This window comes from Erwinia rhapontici (genome assembly GCF_012271765.1).
In the GTDB taxonomy this organism is placed as follows: Bacteria; Pseudomonadota; Gammaproteobacteria; order Enterobacterales; family Enterobacteriaceae; genus Erwinia; species Erwinia rhapontici.
In genome coordinates this window covers 265,550-290,015 of the sequence record NZ_VRKO01000016.1, presented here as the reverse complement: position 1 = coordinate 290,015, position 24,466 = coordinate 265,550, and the positions used below count along the sequence as shown (strand labels likewise).

Here is a 24,466-nt window from a genome sequence, read left to right as displayed (position 1 = left end):
GGCATTTTTTTGGTGTGGGAGTTAGTGGACTGATGGCGGCTTAGAGTGAGGAGCGGGCATGATACCCTCGGGATAGTTTGGAAACAGTGTTGTCCCATCCCCCGTATTGGCTGATGCTTTCCTTAACAGGATGCTTTATGTTGGTCACACTCATCCTGCAGGGTATAACCATGATAACAGTAGAGAAATCAGATCCATTTTCTTCAGAATCCCATCGATTAATCGAAATGCTGTCAGTAGAACTTGCCGCTATTACTGGTGATAATGGCAAAAGCAATTTCACCGTTGAAGCAATGAGTGATGACAAAGCTTTATGGGCATTAGCAAAGAATTCTCATGGCAAAGCTATAGGATGCGGTGCTATAAGGCCATTAACGCAAAATATCGCCGAGCTTAAAAGAATGTTTTCAGACCGAAGTGTGTCAGGGATTGGCGGTGCCTTACTCACTTTTCTTGAAAAATCGGCAAAAGAGATGGGATATACAGAACTTAGGCTGGAAACCCGACACATGAACTATCGGGCTGTAAATTTCTACGAGAAAAATGGTTATATCCGTATTGAGAATTACGGCCCATACATAGGCAGGACAGAAGCTGTCTGTTTCTCAAAGCCATTGCGCTGATTGTATTTAGCGGATCTGACGTCCGCTTTTGGCAAAAAACCGTCAGTCAAAAGAACCCGAGTATTCGTGAAATATTGTCAGTTACGATTTAGCAGCAAAAATCATCCTGGCGCTCTTACCGTCATTCGGCAAAAATATGCCACTGAGTAATTTACTGAGCAGGCCTGGAATGATTCTAAACTCAATGATGTGGCTGGCATCAACACTGCTGTTTTTCGCCTGGATCTTTGGTATCACACTGAAGAATCCTTTCCGCACCAATGCGAAGCATTTTGTCATCCTGCTGGTCGTGCACCTTACGCTTAGCTTTGCTGCGATTGCGCTTAAAAAACATGGTGTCGTCGTTTTGCACAAGGGTGACAGTTCATGGCTGCGCCTGAGCCTGGGGCTTCTGGTGAAAAGCTATATGGTATTAGTGATGATCATGATGACCAGTTTTATGATTGCACTGGCCAGCAGAGGCGCGCAACAGATGACGCATTTTCATAAAACTCACAATGCGGCCAACCTGCACCGTAACCCGCTGAAATTTTACCTGCGGCAGGAAAACGCCATTGTCTGGGTCTATCGCCTGTTATTTCTCGCGGGTGGCGTTTATATCCTGTGGGCCATATGGTTTCGGTTGCCGTTTTAGGGGATGGATGAATACGATAGACCCAAGCCAAAACTCTGTGTTTACCTGCTTCACTGATAGCCCCCAGCGGTATGGAAGGGGTCAGTTTGGATATCGAAAATTATTGTACGTGAAGGTGATTTTTTGTACCTCTGAGCTGTTGTAGAGCTTAACCACTTTGACAGACAGTTTTGAGCGAGGAGCTGACGTTATGCGATTAGTCGTTGAGCTGCTTGTCTAAAGACGTGTATGCTTTCTGTCCACTCTAAATTTAAAGGGACACATATGCCATCTACATCAGGCTCACCTCAGTTGTCATATATTGCAGAAGGAAAAGGCCCACTGGTTATAATGCTTCATGGTCTTCTAATGGACGGAAAATCTTGGCGAAATAATGGATTATTCTCCTTATTTAGTCCATTTTTTCACGTTGTTTGTCCGGACCTTTTAGGCCACGGCGAAAGCGTAAAACCGTCAGTGCCAGAATTATATACACAACAAAATCAGGCTTTATCCATTGTGAAAATTATGGATGAGCTGGGCTATGAGAAAGCGCATGTTATTGGGTATTCCTCTGGCGCATGGGCAGCATTAGGGCTGCTAAACCACCATCCGGAACGGCTGCATTCTGTCGTTTTAGGCGGATGGGATTTAAAGAATGGCCTTCCGGAAACGCCTGAAGGCAAACTTAGTTTTGATATGTTTATGTCTTATGCAAGAAGCACAGCACCAGAACTTGTCTCTGGGCTTTCGCTGGATGATCAAGAAAGTGTCAGATGCTTTTTCAATGAATTAAGAAAGTATTCTGAAAAAAAAGAAGCTTTATTTCCTTATAAGACACCAATTTTACTTTGGGCCGGAGCCAACGACCCTTATAACTCTCCTATGGCTGAGATAGCGCAACAATATGGTTTATTGATGACCCTTGGGAAAGGAGATCATTTGAGTGAATTTAACAAGCCTGACAAAGCATCAATAAATGAAATTTTCAAATTTATTGAAACGCAAAAGGGTTCAATGTCATCTGCCACTTGTTCATAAAATAATAAATTACGGTAGTTGGGATGATGTCCGCTCCTGGCACACAGCAGACACTCAACAACGCACCAAAATCTGACTATTACCACCGGCCCACCCTGTTACACCCGCACCCCGTTACACCTGTCACACTCCCCCGCCTTGTCCCCTCCCCTCCCAGCGCCCTCCTCACTCTACCATCTAAAAATCAACAACTTACCCACCACCCAATTCCTGGCACGCTTTTCGCACTATGCAGCCCTGAGTTCCTGATCCGGCCGCATTAGTGGCAATGGACAGGATGTTGACCAATCTCAAGGGAAAAGAAGATGAAAGCAGCACGTTGGTATAAAGCGCATGACATCCGTATTGACGATATTGAAGAACCCCAGGTTTCTGCAGGCAAGGTAAAAATCAAAGTGGCATGGACCGGGATCTGCGGCAGCGATTTGCACGAATACCTCGCCGGGCCGATCTTTGTTCCGGTCGATAAACCGCATAAAATCAGCCACGATATTGCCCCTATCGTTATGGGCCACGAGTTCTCTGGCGAAGTGGTCGAAGTCGGTACCGGTGTCAGCAAATTCAAAGCCGGTGACCGTGTGGTCGTCGAGCCGATCCTTGCGTGTCGTGAATGCGAAGCCTGCCGCGAAGGCAAATACAACCTGTGTGGTGACCTGGGCTTCCACGGTCTGTCCGGCGGCGGTGGCGGTTTCTCCTCCTTCACTACCGTGGATGAGCACATGGTGCACCGTATGCCAGACGGTCTCTCTTACGAGCAGGGTGCGCTGGTCGAGCCTGCCGCCGTGGCGCTGCATGCGGTGCGTATGAGCAAGCTGAAAGCCGGTGACAAAGCGGCGGTATTTGGTGCCGGCCCTATCGGTCTGCTGGTGATTGAAGCCCTGCGTGCTGCGGGTGCCTCTGAGATTTATGTGGTGGAACTGTCACCGCAGCGTGGCGAGAAAGCGCGGGAGCTGGGTGCCAACGTGGTGATTGATCCGAGCAAACAGGATGCGGTTGCCACCATTCGTGAACTGAGCAAAGGCGGCGTGGATGTCGCATTCGAAGTGACCGGCGTGCCGGTGGTGCTGAAGCAGTGCATCGACAGCACCCGTTACGAAGGCGAAACCATCATTGTGTCTATCTGGGAAGGCGAAGCCTCATTCCACCCGAACAAAGTGGTGCTGGCCGAGCGTAACGTCAAAGGCATCATCGCTTACCGTCATATCTTCCCGGCGGTAATGGAGCTGATGACCCAGGGCTACTTCCAGGCTGAGAAGCTGGTGACCAAGCGCATTGAGCTGAAAGATCTGGTAACAGAAGGGTTTGAAGCGCTGGTGAAAGAGAAAAATCAGGTGAAAATCCTGGTTCGTCCACCGCAGTAATCCTCAGGCTGTGCTGGCCGACCAAATGAAAAGGTCGGCCATAACGGCCAGAGGTACCCCATAATTATTTTAATGGGATCGTTCAGCTCCGTTATTCTATTTCCCGTATATAGTCATCGGTTTTCACTGAATATTCCTTTGGAGCAAAGGGCATAGGCATACCATTCACCATTCTGAATTCAGAAATGATATCTCGACGATATTCCCTTTTCTTTGTCGGTGAGCGTAAAGCTATATCAACATTGATCTCGCCATCATCCGGGAAGTGATAGTAAGACGGTGGAATACACAGCTGATTATCAGCGATCGGCAAGGCAGGAAACTCTCTATTGAAGCCAGACCTCTCAGGCGCACTTCTCTCTCTGATCGAAAGAAAATGTACGTAATAGTCACCTGGATTTTTAATCTGGAAACAGAATCCAGCCTGAGACTTTGAAACCTGCCCGATTTCAGGCAATGGCGTGTAATCGCCCAATAATCCGCATCCCGTCAAAAGTGAAGTGAGTAGCACGGGAAACACTATTTTTTTCATCTTCATTACAGACTCCACGGGAAGGATCTCAGCGTGTGCTTATACTGGCTGATTAAATCCGCATCAGATAAGTCTTTACAGTTAGTACATAAAGTATTCGAATTCCAATCCTCTCGTCCATTGAAACGCGTAAGTAGATAATAATCTGCAATAATTTGTGCTTGCTGTTCCATGCCATAAACGCTGAGTGGCCAACTGCTTAAGGTATATTGATACTTTGCTGCCCAACTCAGCAGCCCTCTTAATTTAACCCTCATACCGTGCTGGAACTGTCATACGTGAGACAGCTCATGAATAAAAATGTGCTGATTGCTTATACTGGCTTTTGAGAAGTCCGGGTGGTAATAATTTCGGAAATACATTTCTCCATTGGGAGACATGGAAGTGTTCTTATTCTGTAGTCCAAAAAAGAAATAACTCCCTTTATGTACCCACACTTTCGAGTAGTTAATTGTCTCGCGAAAAATATCTTTGGCCATTTTGACTTCACCTGGTGTCATCAGGCGCAAGCTGCCATCCTTCATTTCCTTATCAATCATTACTATTCCTTAGTTTTTCCATGATTATCGCCAGCCAAGGATAGCATTTGTGTGTGCTGTTTAACGTTTGCGAGGGTTAATTTGTCAGTCACATAGCAGGAAAGCGAAACGCTCTTGATGATGACCTGAACCATTGTGCAGACCATCACCACGGATAATGTCCGCATCCCTGCGGGCCTCGGCACCCTGCTCAACATCATGGGCAGACCGGAAAAAATGGTCACCCCCTGAGGTATCCCCATAAAACAAAACAGCGATTAATTGGTAGTGGCTGACCTTCTTTTCCGGTCAGCCAGTGACGCAGACCTCGCCTGCGGTGCATACATTCAGGCCGGTCCGACCGGAAAAGAGGGTCGGCCCCTACGAAAGTTCGGATGCCGTGGCGGTTTTAAACCCACAGTGAGCACTCTATTTTCAGACCAGAGGCAGAATTATCAGCCACTAATATTTGTGGGGATACCTCAGTGGTCACCCCCTACCCGTCCAGAGTTGTTTTCGGTTTGGGTGTTGACCTCGGTTTTGACGTTGAGGCGGCATTCAGCAGCGCTGAGGAAGCGCAGTGAACCAGGACGAACCGCCAGGACGGCGGTGAGAGGGAGAGCCGGCACAGGGATGTGCCGTCACGACCATTCCGTCGGTGAACGACGCTTGCGAAGGCATCCACGCAGTGGACGCAGCGCCAGCCGCAAGCCCGGGTCCACAGGGCGGCGGCGACTGGCCGCCCTGGGTCGCTCAGCCCGCGCAGCGGGAAAGCGAAACGCCCTTGACGTTGACCTGGCCGTTAAACTCCTGACAGGCCGACCGAAAAACAAGATCCGCCTCTACAGATCATTTCGCTCTTGTCTGATGGGGAAACCTCAGACCTGACGCGATTCTTGCAGCGATAAAACCTCCAGCCCTACGTGATCCTCGCGATCAGCGCGTCAACCACCTCATCACGCAAATACGGATGCCGGGCTGACAGCCTCTGCGCCACACTGACCGTTTTTGATGCCTGATAGAAACGCCCGCTGCCTAACGCCGCCTCAAACTGATTCGCCTGGCGATGTGCCGCCGCTAAATCACAGTCCACCAGCAGAACCGCATGGGCCAGAACCACATGGCGACGCGGTGCATCCACATCACTGTCAGGGATTGCCCGCCAGTATTGTGCCGTTCCGGCGATTTTACGCGCCTGCTGTCCTTCGCCGCAGGCGAGGTTAAAACGCCCGTCGCAGAACGATCCTTCCACCGCCTGCCAGCCCGTTACCACACCCAGCTCCGCCAGCGCATCACTTAAGATCGCGCACAGATGACGATACACCTCTTCCGCTGCCTCACCGAGGGTACGCGCGATCGGATACGCCAGGCTGAGGTTGATAATGCCCGGCCCCTGTGGCACCAGCCCGCCGCCGGATTTACGCAGGAACACCGGGCATCCGGCTGCGGCAAACTGCTCCCGCACCGCCTCCAGCGAGCTAAAACGCCGGTAGCTGGAAGGCACCACCAGCGACTGTGGCCCGTACCACAGCTGGGCCACTTTATGGCCTGCGGCAGCCAGCGGAAACAACCCGTCCTCGGCCTCAGTCGGGTCTGAACAGAACAGCAGTCGCCCGTGTGGCAACATAAACGGGCCGTCACCCGCGACCTGAACGTTTTTTTTCATCGTCATGTCTTTCCGCTATGCAGGCTGCGTGTTGGGCGACTGAATGCCATAACGCTGCATCCGGCGATACAGCGTCATCCGGCTGATGCCCAGCTGACGCGCCACGGCGCTGTGGTTCCAGCGTGCGGCACGCAGCAGGGCCACCAGCTGTTGCCCTTCATCCGCCAGCGTCTGTCCCTCTGCCGAACGCGCCTGAATTAACGTCAGCGGTGCGCTAATGCCGATGCCGTCAGGCAGATCGCCAGCGTCAATCGTGTCGCCATCGGCCATCGCCACGGCGTAATCCAGCGCATTGCTCAGTTCACGCAGGTTACCCGGCCAGCCATGCTGATGCAGGCACTGACGCGCCGCTGCGGACAGTCGGGCTTTGCCCGCCAGCATGTTGTCGATTAACCAGTCGAGATCCTGACGGTTGCGCAGTGCAGGCAGGGTGATGCGCGCCCCCTGCAAACGCCAGAACAGATCGGCGCGAAAACGCCCCTGCTCCACCAGCTCCTCAAGCACATGATGTGAAGCCGAAATCACACGGATATCCACCGCAACCGGGCGTGAAGCCCCGACCGGCAGCACCTCCTGCTCGGCCAGCACGCGCAGCAACCGCGTCTGCATCTCCAGCGGCATATCACCGATCTCATCAAGGAACAGCGTGCCGCCGTCGGCTTCCTGGACCAGGCCGCGCCGCGCTTTGCTGCCCGCCCCGGAGAAACTGCCCGGCAGATGACCAAACAGCACACTTTCAATCAAGGTCGCGGGGATCGCGGCACAGTTCACCGCAATAAACGGCTGCCCACTGCGCTGGCTGGACTGATGGAAAGCGCGGGCAAAATACTCTTTGCCGCTGCCCGTTTCCCCCTGCACCACCAGATGCAGCGGCGCACTCAGTAAGCGCGAGGCACGCTGTAACTGTTGCTGCAATGCCGGATCGCCGCCCGTGAGGGCCGCCAGCGGCGCAGGCAGTGCGGCGGGCGTGGTGATCGCCGTGCGCTCCGGGCGGCGTGCGGGCTGCACTGCCGTCACATACAGCCGCTCACCGCTGTGCAGCCGATCCAGCGTGCCCTGACGACCGCTGGCGCTGGCCAGCCAGTCCGGCAAACTGTCTATCGAAGTATTAAACAGCTGTTCAATCGGCATCCCGAGCAGCGTGCTGCGGCAGTGCGGCAGCGGCGCATCAATGCCCAGCTCTTTCTCCAGCATCCGCTGCGCACGGTGGTTATGCCCGATCACCCGGCCATCGGCATCAAAAGCAATAAGGTAATCCGGGCTGACCTCGACAAACGGCGAGGACGGGCTGAGTTTCAGCACCCAGTCGGCACGGTGGCGATGCTCAAACCAGGCATTTTCAATCTGGTGGGCATGCATCCGCGCAATCTGTAACGCCAGCTGCTGGCCGGATTTCGGCTGCGGCGAGGTCAGTGCGGAGATATCCAGGATGGCGTTAAGCTGCCCCTGCGGATCGAACAGCGGCACGGCCGAGCAGGAGAGCGCGATATGCGTGGCATCGAAATGGTCGTTGTGATGTACGGTCAGCGGTTTCCCGGTCGCCAGCGCTGTGCCAACCGCACAGGTGCCCGCCCAGGCTTCCGACCATTGTGCCCCCAGGAACAGGCCAGCGCGACGCAGGCTGATTTCAGCGCTGTCATCCCCCAGATAGTCCACCGTCACCCCGTGGGCATCCGTCAGCAACACCACATAGCCCGCCGGAGCAATCTGCTGGTATAACCGGCTCAAACCGTGCCGGGCAATATGGCGAAACTCTTCAAGATGTTCGCGATGCTCTCGCAGCTCCTGCCAGGGAAGGATGCGCGCCGCCTGCATACGGCTGGGATCAAGACCATGGTTGATAACGCAGCGCTGCCAGGAGTCATGGATGGCCTGGTCATGCTGACCCTGCGCCAGATTCCGGGTATCTTCGCGGGTGCAGGCAAGCACGGTGGCAATATGTTCACGCTGGCTCTGATTCACAACACGCTCCTTTTGAACCGGTAAGACAGTAACAGCAACGAAAATCCGCTCACCACCTGCCAGAGGGTGATGGGATACACCGCCGCACGCTCAATGATGCCGATCGGCAACGCCACGTACGGGATGAGCACCATACAGAGCAAGCCGACCATTCCCAGCAGCAGGCTAAACCCGGCATACACTGGCGTGCAACGGCGCAACGCCAGGCCGGTGACGATCAGGCACAGATTACCCCCGCCAATCGCCATCACCGCACCTGCCTGATGCAATGTCACCCCATCGGCTTCCCCACCGCTGTGGAATAGCGCGATCATAACGCCACCAATGCCATGCAGGCCGCCTGCCAGCAACGCCGCCCACCCCATTCCCCCTGACAGCTGCGGCCGCAACAGTAAGCAAGCCAGCAGAAACAGCACGCCTTCCATCGCAAATCCGGCATTCATCACGTTATGCAGCGGTGAGCAAATCTGCGCCCCGCATTCAGGAATACCGAGATCACTAATATAGTTGTGGCTGTAGCGATAGGCCGGATGATGCCAGGCCAGCGCGCTGGTACGTTCGGCCAGCAGATACAGCAATCCCCCGGCGGCGAAACAGCACGCGCCTGCACGGCTGCGGCCCGATAACTGCGACATTTATCTCTCCTGTTACTGGCAGCATTCAGTCTGACAGAGCGCCAAAAAAAAACCACCCCGGCTGGGGTGGTAAAAGATGATAAATCGCTGGACGAGGCGTGTACGTATCACCTCGTCGTCAGACGATTCGCGGCTTACCAGCGATAGTTCACCGATGCCACCACATTGCGGCCTGAACCATAGAAACAGGCTTCGCTGTTGCTACAGGATGCCACATAGTGCTTGTCGGTCAGGTTCTGCACATTCAGTTGAACCGTGGTGCCTTTCAGGCTGGAAACCGCCTCGCCCAGTTCATATTTTGCCATCGCATCGTACAGCGTGAAGTGCGGCACTTCGTTGGTTCCGGTGCTGTCCGCCGGGGCATCACCGGTGTAACGCACACCCGTACCTACGGTCAGCCCACTCAGAGCCCCATTCAGGAAGCTGTAGCTGCCCCAGGCCGATGCCGCATGACGCGGAATGCTGGCAGGGGTACGTCCAAGTTGAGCGGTTGTGTAAGTCTCTTTTGTCACCGCATCGGTATAGGTATAAGCCGCCATCAGTTTGACTTCCGGCAACGGCTGGGCATGCACTTCCATTTCCACGCCGTTAGAGTCAACCTTCCCGATCTGCTCGTTGTAACCGGTCACCGTATTCGCCGAGGTGATATTTTTCTGAGTAATATCAAACACCGACACGGTCATCACGGTATTGGAACCCGGCGGCTGGTATTTCACCCCCACTTCGGTCTGCTCCCCTGTTGTCGGCTTAAACGGATCGGTTCCCGGTGCGCCATTGCTCAGGTTCGGTTCAAACGAGGTGCTGTAACTGATGTACGGCGACAGACCGTTATCGAAGGCGTACAACAGCCCGGCACGGCCGGTAAAGGCGCTGTCATTGTTCTTCACATCCGTACCGTTCAGGCGGTTAATCGTGCGGATCTGCGACCAGTCGTTGCGGCCGGACAGGACCAGGTTCCAGTTATTCCACTCCATCTGATCCTGCAGGTAGACCCCAACCTGATGCAGCTGCTTCACGGTGTTAATGCTGGGGGTAAAATCATCCTCATTCACATCAACACGACCAGGATTTGCCCAGTCGAGCTGGTACTGGGTCGAGGTATGGCGTGACAGGGTGCTGGCAACGCGGCTCCAGCGATAATCCAGCCCACCGAGCACGGTATGGCCGACATCACCGGTATCAAACAGCCCTTTGAGGTGGTTATCGACACCGAATTCGTTCGTCATCACCGTTTCATGTTGCGGGCGACGTTCAATGGTGTGGTCGTTGAGGTCGGAGCTGGTGGTGTAGACCATATATTTATAGTCTTCATCACGATGGGTATAGCGCAGGTTCTGGGTAAACGACAGCGTTTCATTGAAGCTGTGGTCAAATTCGTAGCCAATGGAAGCCTGTTCGCGCTTGTTACCATAGTAGTTCGGGTCGTTGATATTCAGGTCATACGGGATATACCCGGTGCTGGCTTCTTTCAACGTCCCGACCATCGGCAGGAAGTTACGCGATCCGGCTTTCGGGTCGTTCTGGTAGCTGGTTAACAGGGTAAAGCTGGTATCGGCATTCGGCAGCCAGGTGATGGCGGGCGCTATTGCCACGCGTTCCTGTTTATTGTTTTTCACTTCTTCATGTCTGGTGCTGGCAATACCGTTCAGACGATAAAACAGCGTGTTGTCATCGTTCAGCTTACCGCCAAAATCAAAGGCCGCTTCGCCCAGATGATGATTGCCGGTGCTGAGCTGCACTTCGCGAACGGCTTCAGCCGTCGGGCGCTTGCTGGTCATGATCACCAGGCCACCCGGGCTGACCTGGCCGTATAACACCCCTGCAGGGCCATGGACCATCTCCACGCGCTCCAGCAACCACGGGTCAACCTGCCCGGCTCCCCCGCTGGAGCTGGAAAGACCAAAGTGCAGACCATCCAGCAGTTTTGGCGCGTAGCGGAAGCCACGGCTGATAATTTCGTCGTTACGGTTGGAGTTACCGCGATAGTTGGTCACCACACCGCTGGTATAACTGAGGGCATCGGAAACCGATGCTGCCGCCTGGTCATCCATCTGCTCGCGTGTCACCACCGAAATCGATTGCGGGGTTTTGCGCAGCGGGGTGGGGGTTTTGGTGCCTGAAGCGCTCTCTTTCGCCACAATACCACTGTTTCGCCCCGTCACGCTCTCCTGGGACTCCGCCGTCACCGTCAGCGTGTTGTCAGTGGCGGACTGCGCCAGCGGCGCCGCCAGCAGTGAAGACGCCAGCAACAGGCGCAGGGTGGTATTTCCAGAGTGTACTGCCACACCAGGGCGCGCCTGGGTTTTTATCTTCTTCAACATAGTTGTGTTATCTCGTCTGAAACAGCCTTGTCTACGAAAGAAACCAGTAAAGCCCGCCAACCCATTAGATTTACTGATTGGCCGTAGCTAACTTCAGGAATGGCACGGATCATTAACGTCCGAACGCACCCTCTGCTTATGAAAAAAAACCTTACTAAATGAAGAGTTACCTCTTACCTGTGTGAAGTTCCGACGCATACTAATGCAAATGTAAATCACTCTCAATAACATTTGTATTAGCATTTCTTATTACACAAATAACTGGCATGGACGATAAAAAGTAACAACATGTAAACTAAAGAAAAAATCAGTGTGATTTATAACGGTTCGGCTAAACAGACTGGCGTCAGAAAAAAGCAGGACGTGCGGTGAGGGAACGATCAGGTAAAAAAATAGCCACCCCGTCTGGGGTGGCTAAAAGGATGATAATGAAGCTTGTCAGGAACGCGGTTCTCTGTGGAACCCCGCTTTAGTTCAAAGTGGCGACGAACGCCCTGCTCTACCCATTACCAGCGGTAATTAACAGAAGCAACAAACGTACGGCCTGCACCGTAGAAACATGCCCACTGACCCGCACAAGATGACACATAGTGCTCATCCGTCAGGTTCTGCGCATTGAACTGTAAGGTGGTCCCTTTCAGAGTCGGGACAGCCTGGCCCAGTTCATATTTCACCATCGCATCGTACAGGGTGTAATGCGGCACATAGTATTCGCCGATATCATCACCCGGAGCTTTACCCACATAACGAACGCCGGTACCCACAGTCAAACCATTCAGCACACCATCAAGGAAGCTGTAACTACCCCAGGCTGAAGCAGCATGACGCGGGATAGCATTTGGGCTGTGACCGACTTTATCCGGATCTGTTGAGCTCTTGGTCACCACATCGGTATAGGTATAAGCGGTAGTCAGCTTAATTTCCGGCGTTGGCTGCACATGAAGTTCTGTCTCAATACCCTGAGAGTTGACCTTACCAATCTGCTCGTAAGCACTGGTCAGACGGTTATAAGAGGTGACGTTCTTCTGGTTAATATCAAACCAGGAGACTGTCATCATCGCATTCACGCCCACTGGCTGGAATTTCACCCCGATTTCCGTCTGTTCACCGGTGGTCGGTTTCAGCGGATCGGCACCTGCCGCCGCCTGCTCCAGCACCGGTTCAAACGAGGTGCTGTAGCTGACATACGGTGAAATACCGTTATCGAATGCATACAGCAGTCCGGCACGCCCTGTGAACGCGCTGTCATTATAAGTGATATCTGAACCCCCGGCTGTGAGGTCCTTGTTGCTCACCTGCGACCAGTCATTACGACCTGACAGCAGCAGGTTCCAGTTATTCCACTCCAGCTGATCCTGGACATACACACCGTACTGGTTCAGGGATTTCTTGGTATGGGTGGCCAGCTCCAACAAACTTTCATCAACCTCTACACGGCTCGGGTTGCTCCAGTCCATCGGGTAACTGCTGCCGTAGTCACGATACAGTTTGCTATCAATATGCGAGTAGCGGTAATCGAAACCGCCCAGCACGGTATGCTTCACTTCACCGGTATCGAATAGCCCTTTCAACTGATTGTCGACGTTGAATTCGTTAGTCATCGCCGTTTCATGCTGCGCCAGACGCGTCAGTGTACGGTTGCCGTCATCCACGTTGTAGACCAGATATTTGTAGTCTTCATTGCGGTGGCTGTAACGCAGGTTCTGGGTAAACGATACCGCTTCATTAAAGCTGTGCTCCAGGCTGTAACCGATAGAGGTCTGTTCACGCTTTGACTTAGTAAAGTCAGAGTCGCTGACGTTCAGGTCATAAGGAACATAGCCAGCAGCGGTAGAATAGAGCGTACCTGCGCGTGGCAAGAAGTTACGCGAACCCGCTTTCGGGTCATTCTGGTAGCTGGTTAACAGCGTAAAGCTGGTGTCTTCATTTGGCAGCCAGGTGATCGCTGGCGCAATCGCCATACGCTGTTGTTTGCTGTTTTTCACAAACTCATTCTGGGTGCTGGCAATGCCGTTCAGGCGGTAGAACAAGGTGTTGTCATCGTTCAGCTTGCCGCCGAAGTCCACCGCTGCCTCACCATAGTGGCGATTACCGGTGCTGAGTTGCACTTCATGAATACTTTCTGCTGTCGGGCGCTTACTGGTCATCAGAACCAGCCCACCAGGGCTCACCTGGCCATAAAGTACCGATGCCGGGCCATGTACGATTTCAACACGCTCAAGCAACCATGGGTCGAGTTGCCCAGCCCCGCCATTCTCAGAAGAAAGACCGAAATGTAATCCATCCAGCAATTTTGGTGCATAACGGAAACCACGGCTGATCACTTCATCATTACGGTTCGAGTTTCCACGGTAGGTTGCTACCACGCCACTGGAGTAACTCAGTGCATCAGCCACTGAGCGAGCATCCTGATCGTCCATCTGATCGCGCGTCACCACAGAAATGGATTGCGGGGTTTTACGCAGCGGTGTGGCGGTCTTGGTGCCTGAAGCGCTCTCTTTCGCTACGATCCCTTTGGTCGGGGCGGTGACGCTTTCCTGGGTGTCTGCGGTGACCGTCAGCGTATTTTCGGCTTCGGTGGCTGCCTGCACGGCGGGCGCCATCAGCAGGGTTGAAGCCAGTAATAAACGCAGGGTGTGTTTGTCTGAACGAACTGCAATGCCTGGTGATGCCTGTTTTTTAATCTTATTAAACATGTTCTGGTATCCCGTCTGAACAGATTTGCTGATAAAAAAAACCCGTTAAAACCCGCCAATTGTTAAGGAGAACTGATTGGCCGCGGTGAAATGTGAGAATCACGTTTGCCACTACTTTCGTCGATTCTTCTGCCCTTCTTAAGAAAACCGATATTTACGTACAACTTACAGGCCCTTAAGAAAGTTGCGACGCATCTTATTGCAAATGCAAACTATTCTCAATACTATTTGTATTAGCGTCATTTACTGTAAGAGAGATTAAAGTCCCTCCTTTTAAGTAATTAAATGTAAATTAAGGAAAATTATCGTGACAACACGGCACACATTATGGCCGATGCGTCAGCCCGCAGGTCATGCAGCACAGCTGCTGGCCGCCGATAACGTGGGTGAAGAGAGCTGGTGGCAGCACATTGCGCAACATGGCACGCCACTGGTTGAAGCCTTTGCTGAAGGAACAGTCCGGATGAACTATTTCTGGCGTGACCCGGCAGGTGACGAAACCCGCTCTGCAATACATCAGGTTTATGTGGATATTAACTGCGTGACCGACCACCACAGCCCGCAGCCGCAAAGTTTGCAACGCCTGGCGGGAACCGATGTCTGGCACTGGTCAACGGAGATTGATGAGCACTGGCGTGGCAGTTACAGCCTGATCCCGGTAAACGCTGAGCAACTCCCCCCCACTTTTAGCACCGATGACGACACACGCCGCAAACAACAGCGCGAATGGTGGATATCTCTGTTCCCGCTGGCGATTGCCGACCCGTTAAATCGCAGCTGTGCCCACCTCAACAGCCGCGGGCACGCGCTGTCGGCCGCGCATATGCCCGCGGCGCCGGACCAGTCTGCGTGGCACGCGCTGGACAGCGGACAGCCGATACACCCCGATAACCACCAGCTGCAACAATTTACCTGGGACAGCGCCCTGCTGGGGAATCAGCGCCGTATCTGGCTCTATACCACGGGCAGTACAGCGATCCCAGAGCAGCGCCCGCTGGTGATTCTGCTGGATGGACAGAACTGGGCAGACGGACAACCGCTTTATTCCGCGCTGCATGCCGAAACCGACAGCGGCCATCTGCCCGCCGCCTGCTGGCTGTTGATTGATGTGATTAACGGTGACTGGCGCGAAAAAGAGCTGCCCTGCAATGCTGAATTCTGGCAGGCGGTGCAGCAGGAATTGCTGCCGCTGGCGCGCAGCCGTGTGGAATTCAGTGAAGAGGCCGACCGTACCGTGGTCGCCGGGCAAAGTTACGGCGGCCTGGCGGCGATGTATGCCGGGCTGCACTGGCCCGGGCGCTTTGGCCGCATCCTCAGCCAGTCTGGCTCCTTCTGGTGGCCAAACGTCCGCCTGGTCACCCACTTTTCCGAAGCCGGTGAGCAGGAGATGGGCTGGCTGACCGGGCAGGCGATCAAGGGTGTACTGCCGGCCAGCCGCTTAAAGATCTTCCAGGAAGCGGGCGATCGCGAAGCCGATATGGCCTGGGTTAACCAACAGATGCGTCAGGCGCTGCTCCCGGGCGGGCATGACATTAATTTCCGAATTTTCTCCGGCGGGCATGATGCCCTGTGCTGGCGCGGCGGGCTGCTGGACGGCTTACGCTGGCTACTCGCCGACTTTATTACACCTCCCTATTCTGGAAAGACAGGTAATTAACATGACCGAACAACAAAATCCCTTCGACGATGAAACCCTCGACTTCCTGGTGCTGCTCAATGCACGCCAGCAATACAGCCTGTGGCCAGCGTTTTCCGACGTTCCTGCTGGCTGGAAGGCCGTGAGCGGCCCGGATACCCGCGCCGAATGTATTCGTTACATCGAAGAAAACTGGCACGACATGCGCCCCGCCGTGCTGAAAACGGCAGGTTAGCCAGCCCGGGTCGACCGGAAAAAAGGTCGCCCCTACGGGATCAGTTTTTACCTCTTACGACAGGAATTGCCACCGTGTCAGAAGCTCAGATCATGCCTGAAATACAGGCCGAATTTACCGAATATCCGCTGGTTGCGGCGCAGCCGGGGATCTGGATCGCCGATCAGATCGCCAGCGCAAGAAACACCTTTGCCGTTGCCCACTACAGTGAACTGCATGGCGATATTGACCGCCCGATGCTGGATAGAGCGATCCGCCAGGCGATGTCCGAAGCCGATACCGTGCAGGCCACCTTTGGCCTCTCTGATGACGGCAGCGCCGTGCAGCGACTCCCTCATACGCGTACCCCAGAACAGGTACAGCCTGTTGAATGGGTTGATTTCAGCCCACGCAGCGATGCCGTGCAGGCCGCGCACGACCTGATGCAGGCCGATCTGGCCGCCGATCTGCCCGCAGACGGTGCCCGCCCGCTGTACCGCCAGCTGATGATCCGCGTGAGTGACGATCGCTGGTTCTGGTATCAGCGCTACCACCATCTGATGCTCGACGGCTTCAGCTTTGAGGCCCTGACACGCCGCGTGGCAGCGATCTATCAGGCGTTGCGTGCGGGTGAAACACCGGCGGCATCGCCGTTTATCTCCTTTGGCGAAGTGGTCGCTGAGTATCAGGCCTGGCAGCATTCACCCGCCTGTGAACGTGCCGCCCTGTTCTGGCAACAGCACGCAGAGCACTTCCCGACGGCAATTTCACTCTCCAGCGAAACCTTCCCCGCCAGCGCCCACGGCGCACCGTTAAAACAACAGGTGACCCTGCCCCCGGCGCTGCTGGCGGCGCTGACCCTTCAGCCCGGTTTGCAGGAGAACGCCCCGGCAGAAATTGCCAGCGCCCTGCTGGTCGCCTATCTGGCACGCATCAGCGGTGAATCCCGCCTGAGCATTGGTTTCCCGTTTATGCGCCGCATGGGTTCCGCCGCGCTGGCCGCCACCGGCCCGGTCGTCAACGTTCTGCCGCTGCTGCTGGATATTGAAGACAGCATGACGCTGGCCGATATCAGCCGCGCCTTACAGAGCGAGATTAAACAGGTTCGCCGCCATCAACGTTACGAGGCAGAACAACTGCGCCGTGACCTTGGTCTGGTCGGCAGCAGCCAGTCGCTGTATGGCCCGGTGATCAACCTGAAGGTCTATCACGACAGTCTGTCCTTTGACGGCATTGATGCCATCAGCCACACCCTGGCGATGGGCCCGGTCGACGATCTGGAGTTTGAAATCGGCTTCCAGCGCGGCCAGTTGCAGGTCACGCTGGTCGCCAACGCCGAGAAATATGATGCGCAAACGCTGGCCTGGCACGGTGAACGCATTGCGTTCCTGGCAAACCAGCTGGCGCAGCAGCCACAGCAAGCGCTCTCCCGCCTGGCGCTGATTGCCGACGATGAACAGCAGCAAATTGCCCGCTGGTCTCAGGGGATCAGCGTCACGCCGCCGGAAGGTGTGGTGTCGATTCTGGCAATGTTACAGCGCCAGGTGGACGCGCAGCCGGATGCGGTCGCCGTGGCCTGCGGCGATATCAGCCTGACCTACGGCCAGCTTTCTGCCCGTGCCATGCAGCTGGCTCGCGAGCTGATTGCGCGCGGCCTGGGTGCCGAAGACGTGGTGGCTATTGGTATCCCGCGCTCCGTTGATTCGCTGGTGGCGATCTTCGGTGTGCTGGCCAGCGGTGCCGCCTATATGCCGCTGGACCTCGACTACCCGCGTGAGCGTCTGGCGCTGATGTGCGATGACGCGCAACCGCAGCTGCTGCTGACGCACAGCAGCACCGTGGCCCAGATGCCGGACGGTGAGTATCTCTGTATTGATGATGCTGCCGTACGGGCCGTCTGTGATGCGCACGTTGCCACCCCGGTGAGCGACAGCGAGCGCCGTGTTGCCCAGCGTGGTGAACACCTGGCGTATATGATCTACACCTCCGGTTCCACCGGGCGCCCGAAAGGCGTGATGAGTACTCACGCCGGACTGCTCAACCTGTTTCTTTCCCATCAGGCTAACCTGTTCGGCCCGGCGATTGAGCGCTTCCATCGCAGCCAGCCGCGCCGTATGCGCACCGGACACACCGCCTCCTTCTCTTTCGACTCCTCATGGGAACCGCTGTTCTGCATGATGATGGGCTGCGAGCTGAATATCTTCGACGAAGAACTGCGCCGCGATGCCTGGGCGCTGTTGCAGAAGATGAAACAGGTGCCGGTTGACCTGCTGGATATCACCCCGTCCTTCTTCTCACAGATGATTGATGCCGGACTGTTTGAGCCGGAAAGCCATCGTCCGGCGTTTGTGATGATCGGCGGTGAGGCGGCGACGCCAACGCTGTGGAAGCTGATGCAGCAGCACCCGGAGCTGGAGATCCATAACTATTACGGCCCGTCTGAGTACACCATCGATACCCTGGGTGCCAGCGTGATGGTCTCTGACCAGCCGGTGATTGGCCGCCCGGTCGGTAACACCCAGGTGTGGCTGCTGGACAGCAAACTGCGTCCGGTTCCGGTCGGCTGTGTGGGCGAGCTGTACATTTCCGGTACCGGGATTGCCCGTGGCTACCTGCGTCGCCCGGATCTGACCGCCGCGCGTTTTGTCGCTAACCCGTTCCTGGAGGGGGAAGTGATGTACCGCAGCGGCGATCTGATGCGCTGGCGCAGCGATGGTCAGCTGGCCTTTATCGGCCGCGTTGACCACCAGATCAAGGTGCGTGGTTTCCGTATTGAGCTGGGCGAAGTGGAAAATGCGCTGGTGGCGCTGGATGAGGTCAGCACCGCCGTGGTGATTGCTCAGCCTATCGGTGCCACCAACCGCCTGATTGGCTACTGCTCGGTGTATGACGATGCCCTGCGTGCCGACGATCAGTTATCCGCAAAACTGCTGGCGAAACTGGCAGTCACCCTGCCCGACTACATGGTGCCCGCAATCCTGGTGGTGATGGATGAACTGCCGCTGAACGTGAACGGCAAAATTGACCGCCAGGCCCTGCCTGAGCCGCAGCAGGTGGCATTTAAACCCGGACGCGAGCCGCAGGGCGCACAGGAAACCCTGATCTGCCAGGCCGTTGCTGACCTGCTGGGAATGGAACGCGTCGGCGCTGACGATGATTTCTTCGCGCTGGGCGGGGACAGTATTTCCGCGATGGGGCTGGGCACGGCCGCCCGCCGTGCGGGTTATCTGCTGCGTCCGCGCGATATCTTCGCCCAGCGTACCCCGGCACGTATGGCACAAAATATGCCCCTGCTGACCACCCGCACCGCCGTCAATAACGTGGCGCAGCACGGTGCCATCAGCGGCTTACCCATCCTGCAATGGTTTAACGAACATGGCGGCATTAATCAGCGCTTTGCGCACGGCGTGTTCCTGCAGGTCCCTGAGGCATTGCAGCGTGCTCACCTTGAGCAGGCACTGACCACGCTGAGCCGCGCACACCCGGCGCTGGCCGCCTTTACCCGTGACGGGCAGCTGGTGGTGGGTGAACCTCGTCCTGCCGGATTTACCCGCTGGGTCACCGCCCAGCCGCTGCATGATGCCCCGGAAGCCTGCGCAGAAGATGCCTTCGACGCCGCCGTCACCCGCCTCGACCCGGAGAACGGCGTGATGATGCAGGCCACGCTGCTCCAGCAGAACGAGCGGGCCTTTGGCCTGGTGCTGGTGATCCATCACCTGGTGGTGGACGGTGTGTCCTGGCGTGTACTGCTGGATGAACTGCGTCAGGCAGCGGAGGCCGCCATCAGCGGCACCCCGCTGACCCTGCCGCCGGAAGAGACATCACTGCATGACTGGTCCGCTGCGCTGTTAAGCAACGTCTCCCGTCGTGCCGCTGAGCTGCCTTTCTGGCAGAGCATGTTGCAGCATCCGGTGCCGCTGCTCGGCCAGCGGGCGCTGCATCCGCAGGATACCCACAGCGAACTGAAAGAGAAGCGTACGCTGCTCGACGGGGCGCAGACCCAGGCGCTGCTGAGCACGCTGCCGCAGCAGTATCGTGCCAGCGTGGAAGAGACGCTGCTGTGCGCACTGTCACTGGCGCTGATCGACCGCTTTAAGGTCAGCCAGCTGCGCTACACCCTGGAATCGCATGGCCGCGCCGAACTGGCGGGTGACCATGATTTGGCCCGCACCGTTGGCTGGCTGACCGCAGAGTACCCGTTGCTGGTCACGCTGGATGAAGGCGATAGCGGCAGCCTGCGCGATGCCCTGCGCGCGGTCAAAAGTGTGCTGCGTGCCGTGCCGGATCGTGGCGTTGGCTACGGCCAGCTGCGCTATCTCGATGCGGTGCGTTCCACCCAGTTACAGCCGCTGGCACAGCAGCATGCGCCGGAAGTGCTGTTTAACTACCTCGGGCGTTTCAGTGCCGCAGAGGGCCTGTGGACGCCACAGCGGACGCGTAAACATTTCCGCGATGCCTTTGCGGTACATCAGTCACCTGACATGCCGCAGCTGCACAGCCTGGAAATTAATATCTTCGTGGATGAAACCGGCGCGCTGCCGCAGCTGGCGGTTAACTGGGGCTGGCTGAATGGGGTATTCAGCGAGCAGGATATTGATGCCCTGCACCTGGCGCTGGCCGGTGCCTGCGATGCGCTGAGCGATTTCGCCCATCGTCATCCACAGGAAGCGGCGGATACCTTAGTGGCCGCCGAGGTCGCCATTGACGGAGTCAGCCAGCAGGATGTCGTTCAGCTGGGTGAGCGTCATGGCCCGCTGGCCGCTGTTCTGCCGCTGCTACCGCTGCAAAAAGGGTTGCTGTTCCATGCCGCCACCGCCGACAGCAGCGGCAGCTATAACTCACTGACGCGCCTGAGCTTTAGCGGTGCGCTGGATGAGAATCGCCTGCGTGCCGCACTGGATGCGGTGGTCCGTCACCATCCGCAGCTGGCGGCCCGCTTTGACAGTGAACAGGCGCTACAGCCGTTACAACTGATCCCGGCTCTCCCGCAGGAACAGTCGCTCTGGACGCTGGATCGCCACGTACTCCCTGCCCTGTCAGCCGCTGAAGAAACCGAGGCGTTACTGGCGCTGGAGAAACGCGAGCTGGCACGGGATCTGTTCAGCCAGCCGGTGATGCTGCATGCACTGCTGGTGCAGCATGCTGACAGCGAGCGCTTTACACTGATGCTGAATGCCCATCACCTGGTGGTGGATGGCTGGTCAACGCCGGTGATCTTAGGCGATCTGTTTACCGCGCTGTACCACGGCCCGCAGGCCCTGACGCCGCACCGCTTCAGCTACGCGGATATCGTGCGTCAGTTAACCTCGCGTGATGCCAACGCCTCCCGCCAGCTGTGGCAACAGGTGTTGCAGGATTTGCGTCCCACGCTGCTGTTTGGTGACGATACCCATAACGGTCCGGTGCACGACCTGGACCTGGTACTGGAACCCGATCTGGAACGCGGCCTGCTGGCACTGTGCCGCAGCCGGGGCCTGACGCTGAACAGCGTGATGCAGGGCATCTGGGGAATGCAGCTGGCGATTGAAAGCGGCCACCAGGACGTGGTGTTTGGTTCACCGGTTTCCGGTCGCTTCGGCCAGATTGACGGCCAGGAGCAGCACGTTGGCCTGTTCAGTAACACCCTGCCTGTGCGCGTGCGTTTCGACAGCCAGCGTCCGCTACTCGATCAGTTGGCCGATCACCAGGCTCAGCAGATCCAGCTGATCGAACATGACGATCTCGGCCTGGGTGAGATCCAACAGCTGGCCGGCAGCGGTACGCTGTTTGACACCCTGCTGGTGGTGGAAAACTACCCGGACAACGCCGACCTGTTGCAGGGCCACAATGGCCTGCGCTGCGACCATATCAGCAACCGGGGTTACACCCACTATCCGCTTACCCTGCTGGTGCTGCCGGGTGAGCGTCTGCATCTGCTGATGGAGTACCGCGATGCGGTGCCACATCCGCAACGCTTTGCTGAGCGCCTGCTGATGCTGATTGCCCAGTTGGTGGCGCAGCCCGACCTGCCGCTGGCACGCTGGCAGCTGCAAACCCCTGACGAACAGGCGCTGATTGCCAGCATCAATAACACCGCTTACCCGGTGGCCGCAGGCACGCTGCAAGGGGCCATTGAACAGCAGGTTAACCGCACGCCAGACGCGCTGGCCCTGCTGGACAGCGAGCATCGTCTGACCTATCGCCAGATGCAGCAGCAGGCACGTCTGCTGGCCGACCGTCTGATTGAGGCCGGGGTACAACCGGGTGATATCGTTGCCGTTGCCCTGCCGCGTTCGGTACGCCTGAGCCTGGCACTGACCGCCATTCTACAGGCCGGTGCCGCCTGGCTGCCGCTGGATACCGGTTATCCGGACGACCGTCTTGCGCTGATGGTGGAGGACTCCCGTCCACGCCTGATTATCAGTGAAAGCACCTTAGCCGCACGCTTTGCAGTGATGGGGCCGATTCTGGCCTTTGATCGGCTGGAAGACGAACAGCGTCAGCCGACGCATCCGTTGCCTGCCGCCGATCCACAGCGTCCGGCGTATGTGCTGTATACCTCCGGATCGACCGGGCGCCCGAAAGGCGTGGTGGTCGGTCAGCAGGCGATTGTTAACCGCCTGTGGTGGATGCAGGATGAATACCCGATGGAGGCGAATGACGTGGTGTTGCAGAAAACACCGTGCAGCTTCGACGTCTCCGTGTGGGAGTTCTTCTGGCCGCTGATGGTCGGTGCTCAGTTACTGATGGCTCCGCCGGAAGCCCATCGCGATCCGGATGCGCTGGTACAGCTGATTGAAGATTATTCCGTGACGACAATGCACTTTGTGCCTTCGATGCTCGCCGCGTGGGTCACCGCGCTGGAAAGCCGTGATGGCAGCGACAAAGGGTGCCACAGCCTGCAACGCGTGTTCTGTAGCGGTGAAGCCCTCTCCTGCGATCTGGCCGCCAGCTATGAGGCGCTGATCGCGGCACCGCTGCACAACCTCTATGGCCCAACCGAAGCCGCCGTTGATGTCACATACCATCCGGCCAGCGGCGAAAGCTTGCGACAATGCAGCGGCGCAGGCGTGCCGATTGGTTACCCGGTGTGGAACACGGAACTGCGCATCCTCGACGGGCTGCTGCGCCCGGTGCCGCTCGGCGTGGCGGGCGATCTCTACCTGTGCGGCGTGCAGCTGGCAGACGGCTATCTGTATCGCGCCGACCTGACGTCGCAACGCTTCGTCGCCGACCCGTTTGCCGACGGTGAACGGATGTACCGTACCGGGGACATTGCCCGCTGGCTGGAGAACGGGGCCGTTGAGTATCTGGGACGCAGTGACGATCAGCTGAAAATTCGTGGGCAGCGTATTGAGCTGGGCGAAATTGAACAGGCATTGTTAACCGTTGATGGCGTGGCACAGACCGTTGTGGCCGCCCGTGAACTGGGCAGTGTGGCATCCGTGGGTGCCGATGCGCGTCAGCTGGTGGCGTGGCTGATCGCACAGCCCGGTGTCACACTGGATACCGCCGTTGTGCATCAGCAAGTGGCACAGCGCTTACCGGCGCATATGCTGCCCGTCAGCTATGTGCTGACGGACCACTTCCCGCTCAGCGCTAACGGCAAGCTGGACCGTAAGTCCCTGCCGTTGCCGCAGACGCCGCAGTCTGAAGGTCGTCCCGCACAGGGCCTGCATGAGCAACTGCTGGTGACCTTGTTCTCCAGCCTGCTGGCGCGTGACACGGTCTATGCCGATGATGACTTCTTCGCGCTGGGGGGGCACTCGCTGCTGGCGATGCGCCTGGCCGCCGAGCTGCGCCGTCGCCTGCCACAACCGCTCTCTATCGGGCAGATCATGGCCGCACGTAGCGTCGAAAACATGGCACGCCTGCTGGATGACAGCGCGCGTGGCGTGAACGCGGACAACCGTGCCAACGGCGAAAGCCTGCCGTTCCGCAGCGGTACAGGACCGGTGCTGTTCTGTATTCACCCGGCTTCCGGCTTTGCCTGGCAGTACTCCGGCATGATGCGTCATCTCGGGGGCAATTTCCCGATTGTTGGCCTGCAATCGCCACGCCCGAACGGCGTGATTGCCCGCTGCGCAAGTGTGGATGAAATGTGCGAACGCCATCTGGCGACGCTGCGCAGCATTCAGCCGCACGGTCCGTATCACTTACTGGGCTACTCGCTGGGCGGCACCCTCGCCCACGGTATTGCGGCACGTTTGCAACAGCAGGGAGAACAGGTGAACTTCCTCGGGCTGCTGGATACCTATCCGCCGGAAGGCCAGGACTGGACCAGCCCGTCGGAAGAGGATGCGCGTGCCGAAGTGGCGCGCGAGGAGGCCGAGTTTATGGCCTCCACTGATGACGATGCGCTGTTACTGGCAGAGAAGGCGGAAATGTTCAGCACTATCGTCGCAAACTATGCCGATGCGGTTGAGCGCCTGAGTACCGCCAGGACACCACGCTTTGAAGGGCAGGCCACGCTGTTTGTGGCGAAAAATACCCTGCCTGAGGGAATGGATGTGAAAGACAGCTGGGCGCCTTATCTTCAGCAAGTGCAGATCCACGAACTGGCCTGCGAGCATATGGATATCCTGTCACCGGAAACGCTGGTGACGCTGGGGCCATTGCTGGCTGGGCTGATGGAGGCGTGCCAGGACCTGGCGTAAAGAAGGGGGACC

General features: G+C 56.8%; 14 protein-coding genes. 7 read left to right on the top strand and 7 right to left on the bottom strand.

Going from position 1 to position 24,466, the window contains the following annotated elements:
• Window positions 1-137 precede the first annotated feature (137 nt).
• The 4 genes from FVB43_RS18205 to FVB43_RS18190 all read left to right on the top strand — a co-directional run bounded on the left by FVB43_RS18205 (window position 138) and on the right by FVB43_RS18190 (window position 3,638).
• Entirely contained in the window at window positions 138-623 is a 486-nt protein-coding gene (locus FVB43_RS18205; protein ID WP_159337001.1) for a GNAT family N-acetyltransferase, read from the top strand.
• A 169-nt stretch (window positions 624-792) separates the two neighbouring features.
• A complete protein-coding gene (locus tag FVB43_RS18200; protein ID WP_159337002.1) occupies window positions 793-1,257 on the top strand; it encodes a hypothetical protein in 465 nt (154 codons plus the stop codon).
• Between the two features lie 264 nt (window positions 1,258-1,521).
• Window positions 1,522-2,277: an alpha/beta fold hydrolase gene (locus FVB43_RS18195; protein WP_167864453.1), complete on the top strand. Its 756-nt coding sequence runs from the start codon at window positions 1,522-1,524 to the stop codon at window positions 2,275-2,277.
• Between the two features lie 305 nt (window positions 2,278-2,582).
• Complete coding sequence (locus tag FVB43_RS18190) at window positions 2,583-3,638, top strand: 2,3-butanediol dehydrogenase (RefSeq protein ID WP_167864452.1); 1,056 nt, start codon at window positions 2,583-2,585, stop codon at window positions 3,636-3,638.
• Window positions 3,639-3,729: 91 nt separating this feature from the next.
• On the opposite strand, the gene FVB43_RS18185 is transcribed toward FVB43_RS18190, so the two are convergent.
• The 7 genes from FVB43_RS18185 to FVB43_RS18155 all read right to left on the bottom strand — a co-directional run bounded on the left by FVB43_RS18185 (window position 3,730) and on the right by FVB43_RS18155 (window position 13,968).
• A complete protein-coding gene (locus FVB43_RS18185; RefSeq protein WP_167864451.1) occupies window positions 3,730-4,176 on the bottom strand; it encodes a putative T6SS immunity periplasmic lipoprotein in 447 nt (148 codons plus the stop codon).
• A gap of 266 nt (window positions 4,177-4,442) precedes the next feature.
• Window positions 4,443-4,709 (bottom strand): hypothetical protein, encoded by a 267-nt coding sequence (locus FVB43_RS24670; protein WP_242462164.1) that lies wholly within the window; start codon window positions 4,707-4,709, stop codon window positions 4,443-4,445.
• Window positions 4,710-5,607: 898 nt separating this feature from the next.
• On the bottom strand, window positions 5,608-6,354 hold the full coding sequence (locus FVB43_RS18175) for a lipoyl protein ligase domain-containing protein (protein WP_422718037.1): 747 nt from the start codon (window positions 6,352-6,354) through the stop codon (window positions 5,608-5,610).
• A 15-nt stretch (window positions 6,355-6,369) separates the two neighbouring features.
• Complete coding sequence (locus tag FVB43_RS18170) at window positions 6,370-8,316, bottom strand: sigma-54-dependent Fis family transcriptional regulator (RefSeq protein ID WP_167864450.1); 1,947 nt, start codon at window positions 8,314-8,316, stop codon at window positions 6,370-6,372.
• Window positions 8,313-8,951 (bottom strand): DUF998 domain-containing protein, encoded by a 639-nt coding sequence (locus tag FVB43_RS18165; protein WP_167864449.1) that lies wholly within the window; start codon window positions 8,949-8,951, stop codon window positions 8,313-8,315. The genes FVB43_RS18170 and FVB43_RS18165 overlap by 4 nt, the downstream gene beginning before the upstream one ends.
• A 134-nt stretch (window positions 8,952-9,085) precedes the next feature.
• Window positions 9,086-11,272, bottom strand: coding sequence for a TonB-dependent siderophore receptor (locus tag FVB43_RS18160; protein WP_167864448.1), 2,187 nt, complete (start codon window positions 11,270-11,272; stop codon window positions 9,086-9,088).
• Between the two features lie 506 nt (window positions 11,273-11,778).
• Window positions 11,779-13,968 (bottom strand): TonB-dependent siderophore receptor, encoded by a 2,190-nt coding sequence (locus FVB43_RS18155; protein WP_167864447.1) that lies wholly within the window; start codon window positions 13,966-13,968, stop codon window positions 11,779-11,781.
• Window positions 13,969-14,302: 334 nt separating this feature from the next.
• On the opposite strand from FVB43_RS18155, the gene fes reads away from it, so the two are divergent.
• The 3 genes from fes to FVB43_RS18140 all read left to right on the top strand — a co-directional run bounded on the left by fes (window position 14,303) and on the right by FVB43_RS18140 (window position 24,454).
• A complete protein-coding gene (gene fes, locus FVB43_RS18150) occupies window positions 14,303-15,625 on the top strand; it encodes an enterochelin esterase (protein ID WP_167864750.1) in 1,323 nt (440 codons plus the stop codon).
• A 1-nt stretch (window position 15,626) separates the two neighbouring features.
• Window positions 15,627-15,839 (top strand): MbtH family protein, encoded by a 213-nt coding sequence (locus FVB43_RS18145; RefSeq protein WP_133843085.1) that lies wholly within the window; start codon window positions 15,627-15,629, stop codon window positions 15,837-15,839.
• A 92-nt stretch (window positions 15,840-15,931) separates the two neighbouring features.
• Complete coding sequence (locus FVB43_RS18140; protein WP_197931299.1) at window positions 15,932-24,454, top strand: non-ribosomal peptide synthetase; 8,523 nt, start codon at window positions 15,932-15,934, stop codon at window positions 24,452-24,454.
• Window positions 24,455-24,466: the final 12 nt, after the last annotated feature.

Coding starts and splice junctions, on each gene's coding strand:
- FVB43_RS18205 (WP_159337001.1), top strand. CDS start 138: ATGTTGGTCACACTCATCCTGCAGGGTATAACCATGATAACAGTAGAG.
- FVB43_RS18200 (WP_159337002.1), top strand. CDS start 793: ATGATTCTAAACTCAATGATGTGGCTGGCATCAACACTGCTGTTTTTC.
- FVB43_RS18195 (WP_167864453.1), top strand. CDS start 1,522: ATGCCATCTACATCAGGCTCACCTCAGTTGTCATATATTGCAGAAGGA.
- FVB43_RS18190 (WP_167864452.1), top strand. CDS start 2,583: ATGAAAGCAGCACGTTGGTATAAAGCGCATGACATCCGTATTGACGAT.
- FVB43_RS18185 (WP_167864451.1), bottom strand. CDS start 4,176: ATGAAGATGAAAAAAATAGTGTTTCCCGTGCTACTCACTTCACTTTTG.
- FVB43_RS24670 (WP_242462164.1), bottom strand. CDS start 4,709: ATGATTGATAAGGAAATGAAGGATGGCAGCTTGCGCCTGATGACACCA.
- FVB43_RS18175 (WP_422718037.1), bottom strand. CDS start 6,354: ATGAAAAAAAACGTTCAGGTCGCGGGTGACGGCCCGTTTATGTTGCCA.
- FVB43_RS18165 (WP_167864449.1), bottom strand. CDS start 8,951: ATGTCGCAGTTATCGGGCCGCAGCCGTGCAGGCGCGTGCTGTTTCGCC.
- FVB43_RS18160 (WP_167864448.1), bottom strand. CDS start 11,272: ATGTTGAAGAAGATAAAAACCCAGGCGCGCCCTGGTGTGGCAGTACAC.
- FVB43_RS18155 (WP_167864447.1), bottom strand. CDS start 13,968: ATGTTTAATAAGATTAAAAAACAGGCATCACCAGGCATTGCAGTTCGT.
- fes (WP_167864750.1), top strand. CDS start 14,303: ATGCGTCAGCCCGCAGGTCATGCAGCACAGCTGCTGGCCGCCGATAAC.
- FVB43_RS18145 (WP_133843085.1), top strand. CDS start 15,627: ATGACCGAACAACAAAATCCCTTCGACGATGAAACCCTCGACTTCCTG.
- FVB43_RS18140 (WP_197931299.1), top strand. CDS start 15,932: ATGCCTGAAATACAGGCCGAATTTACCGAATATCCGCTGGTTGCGGCG.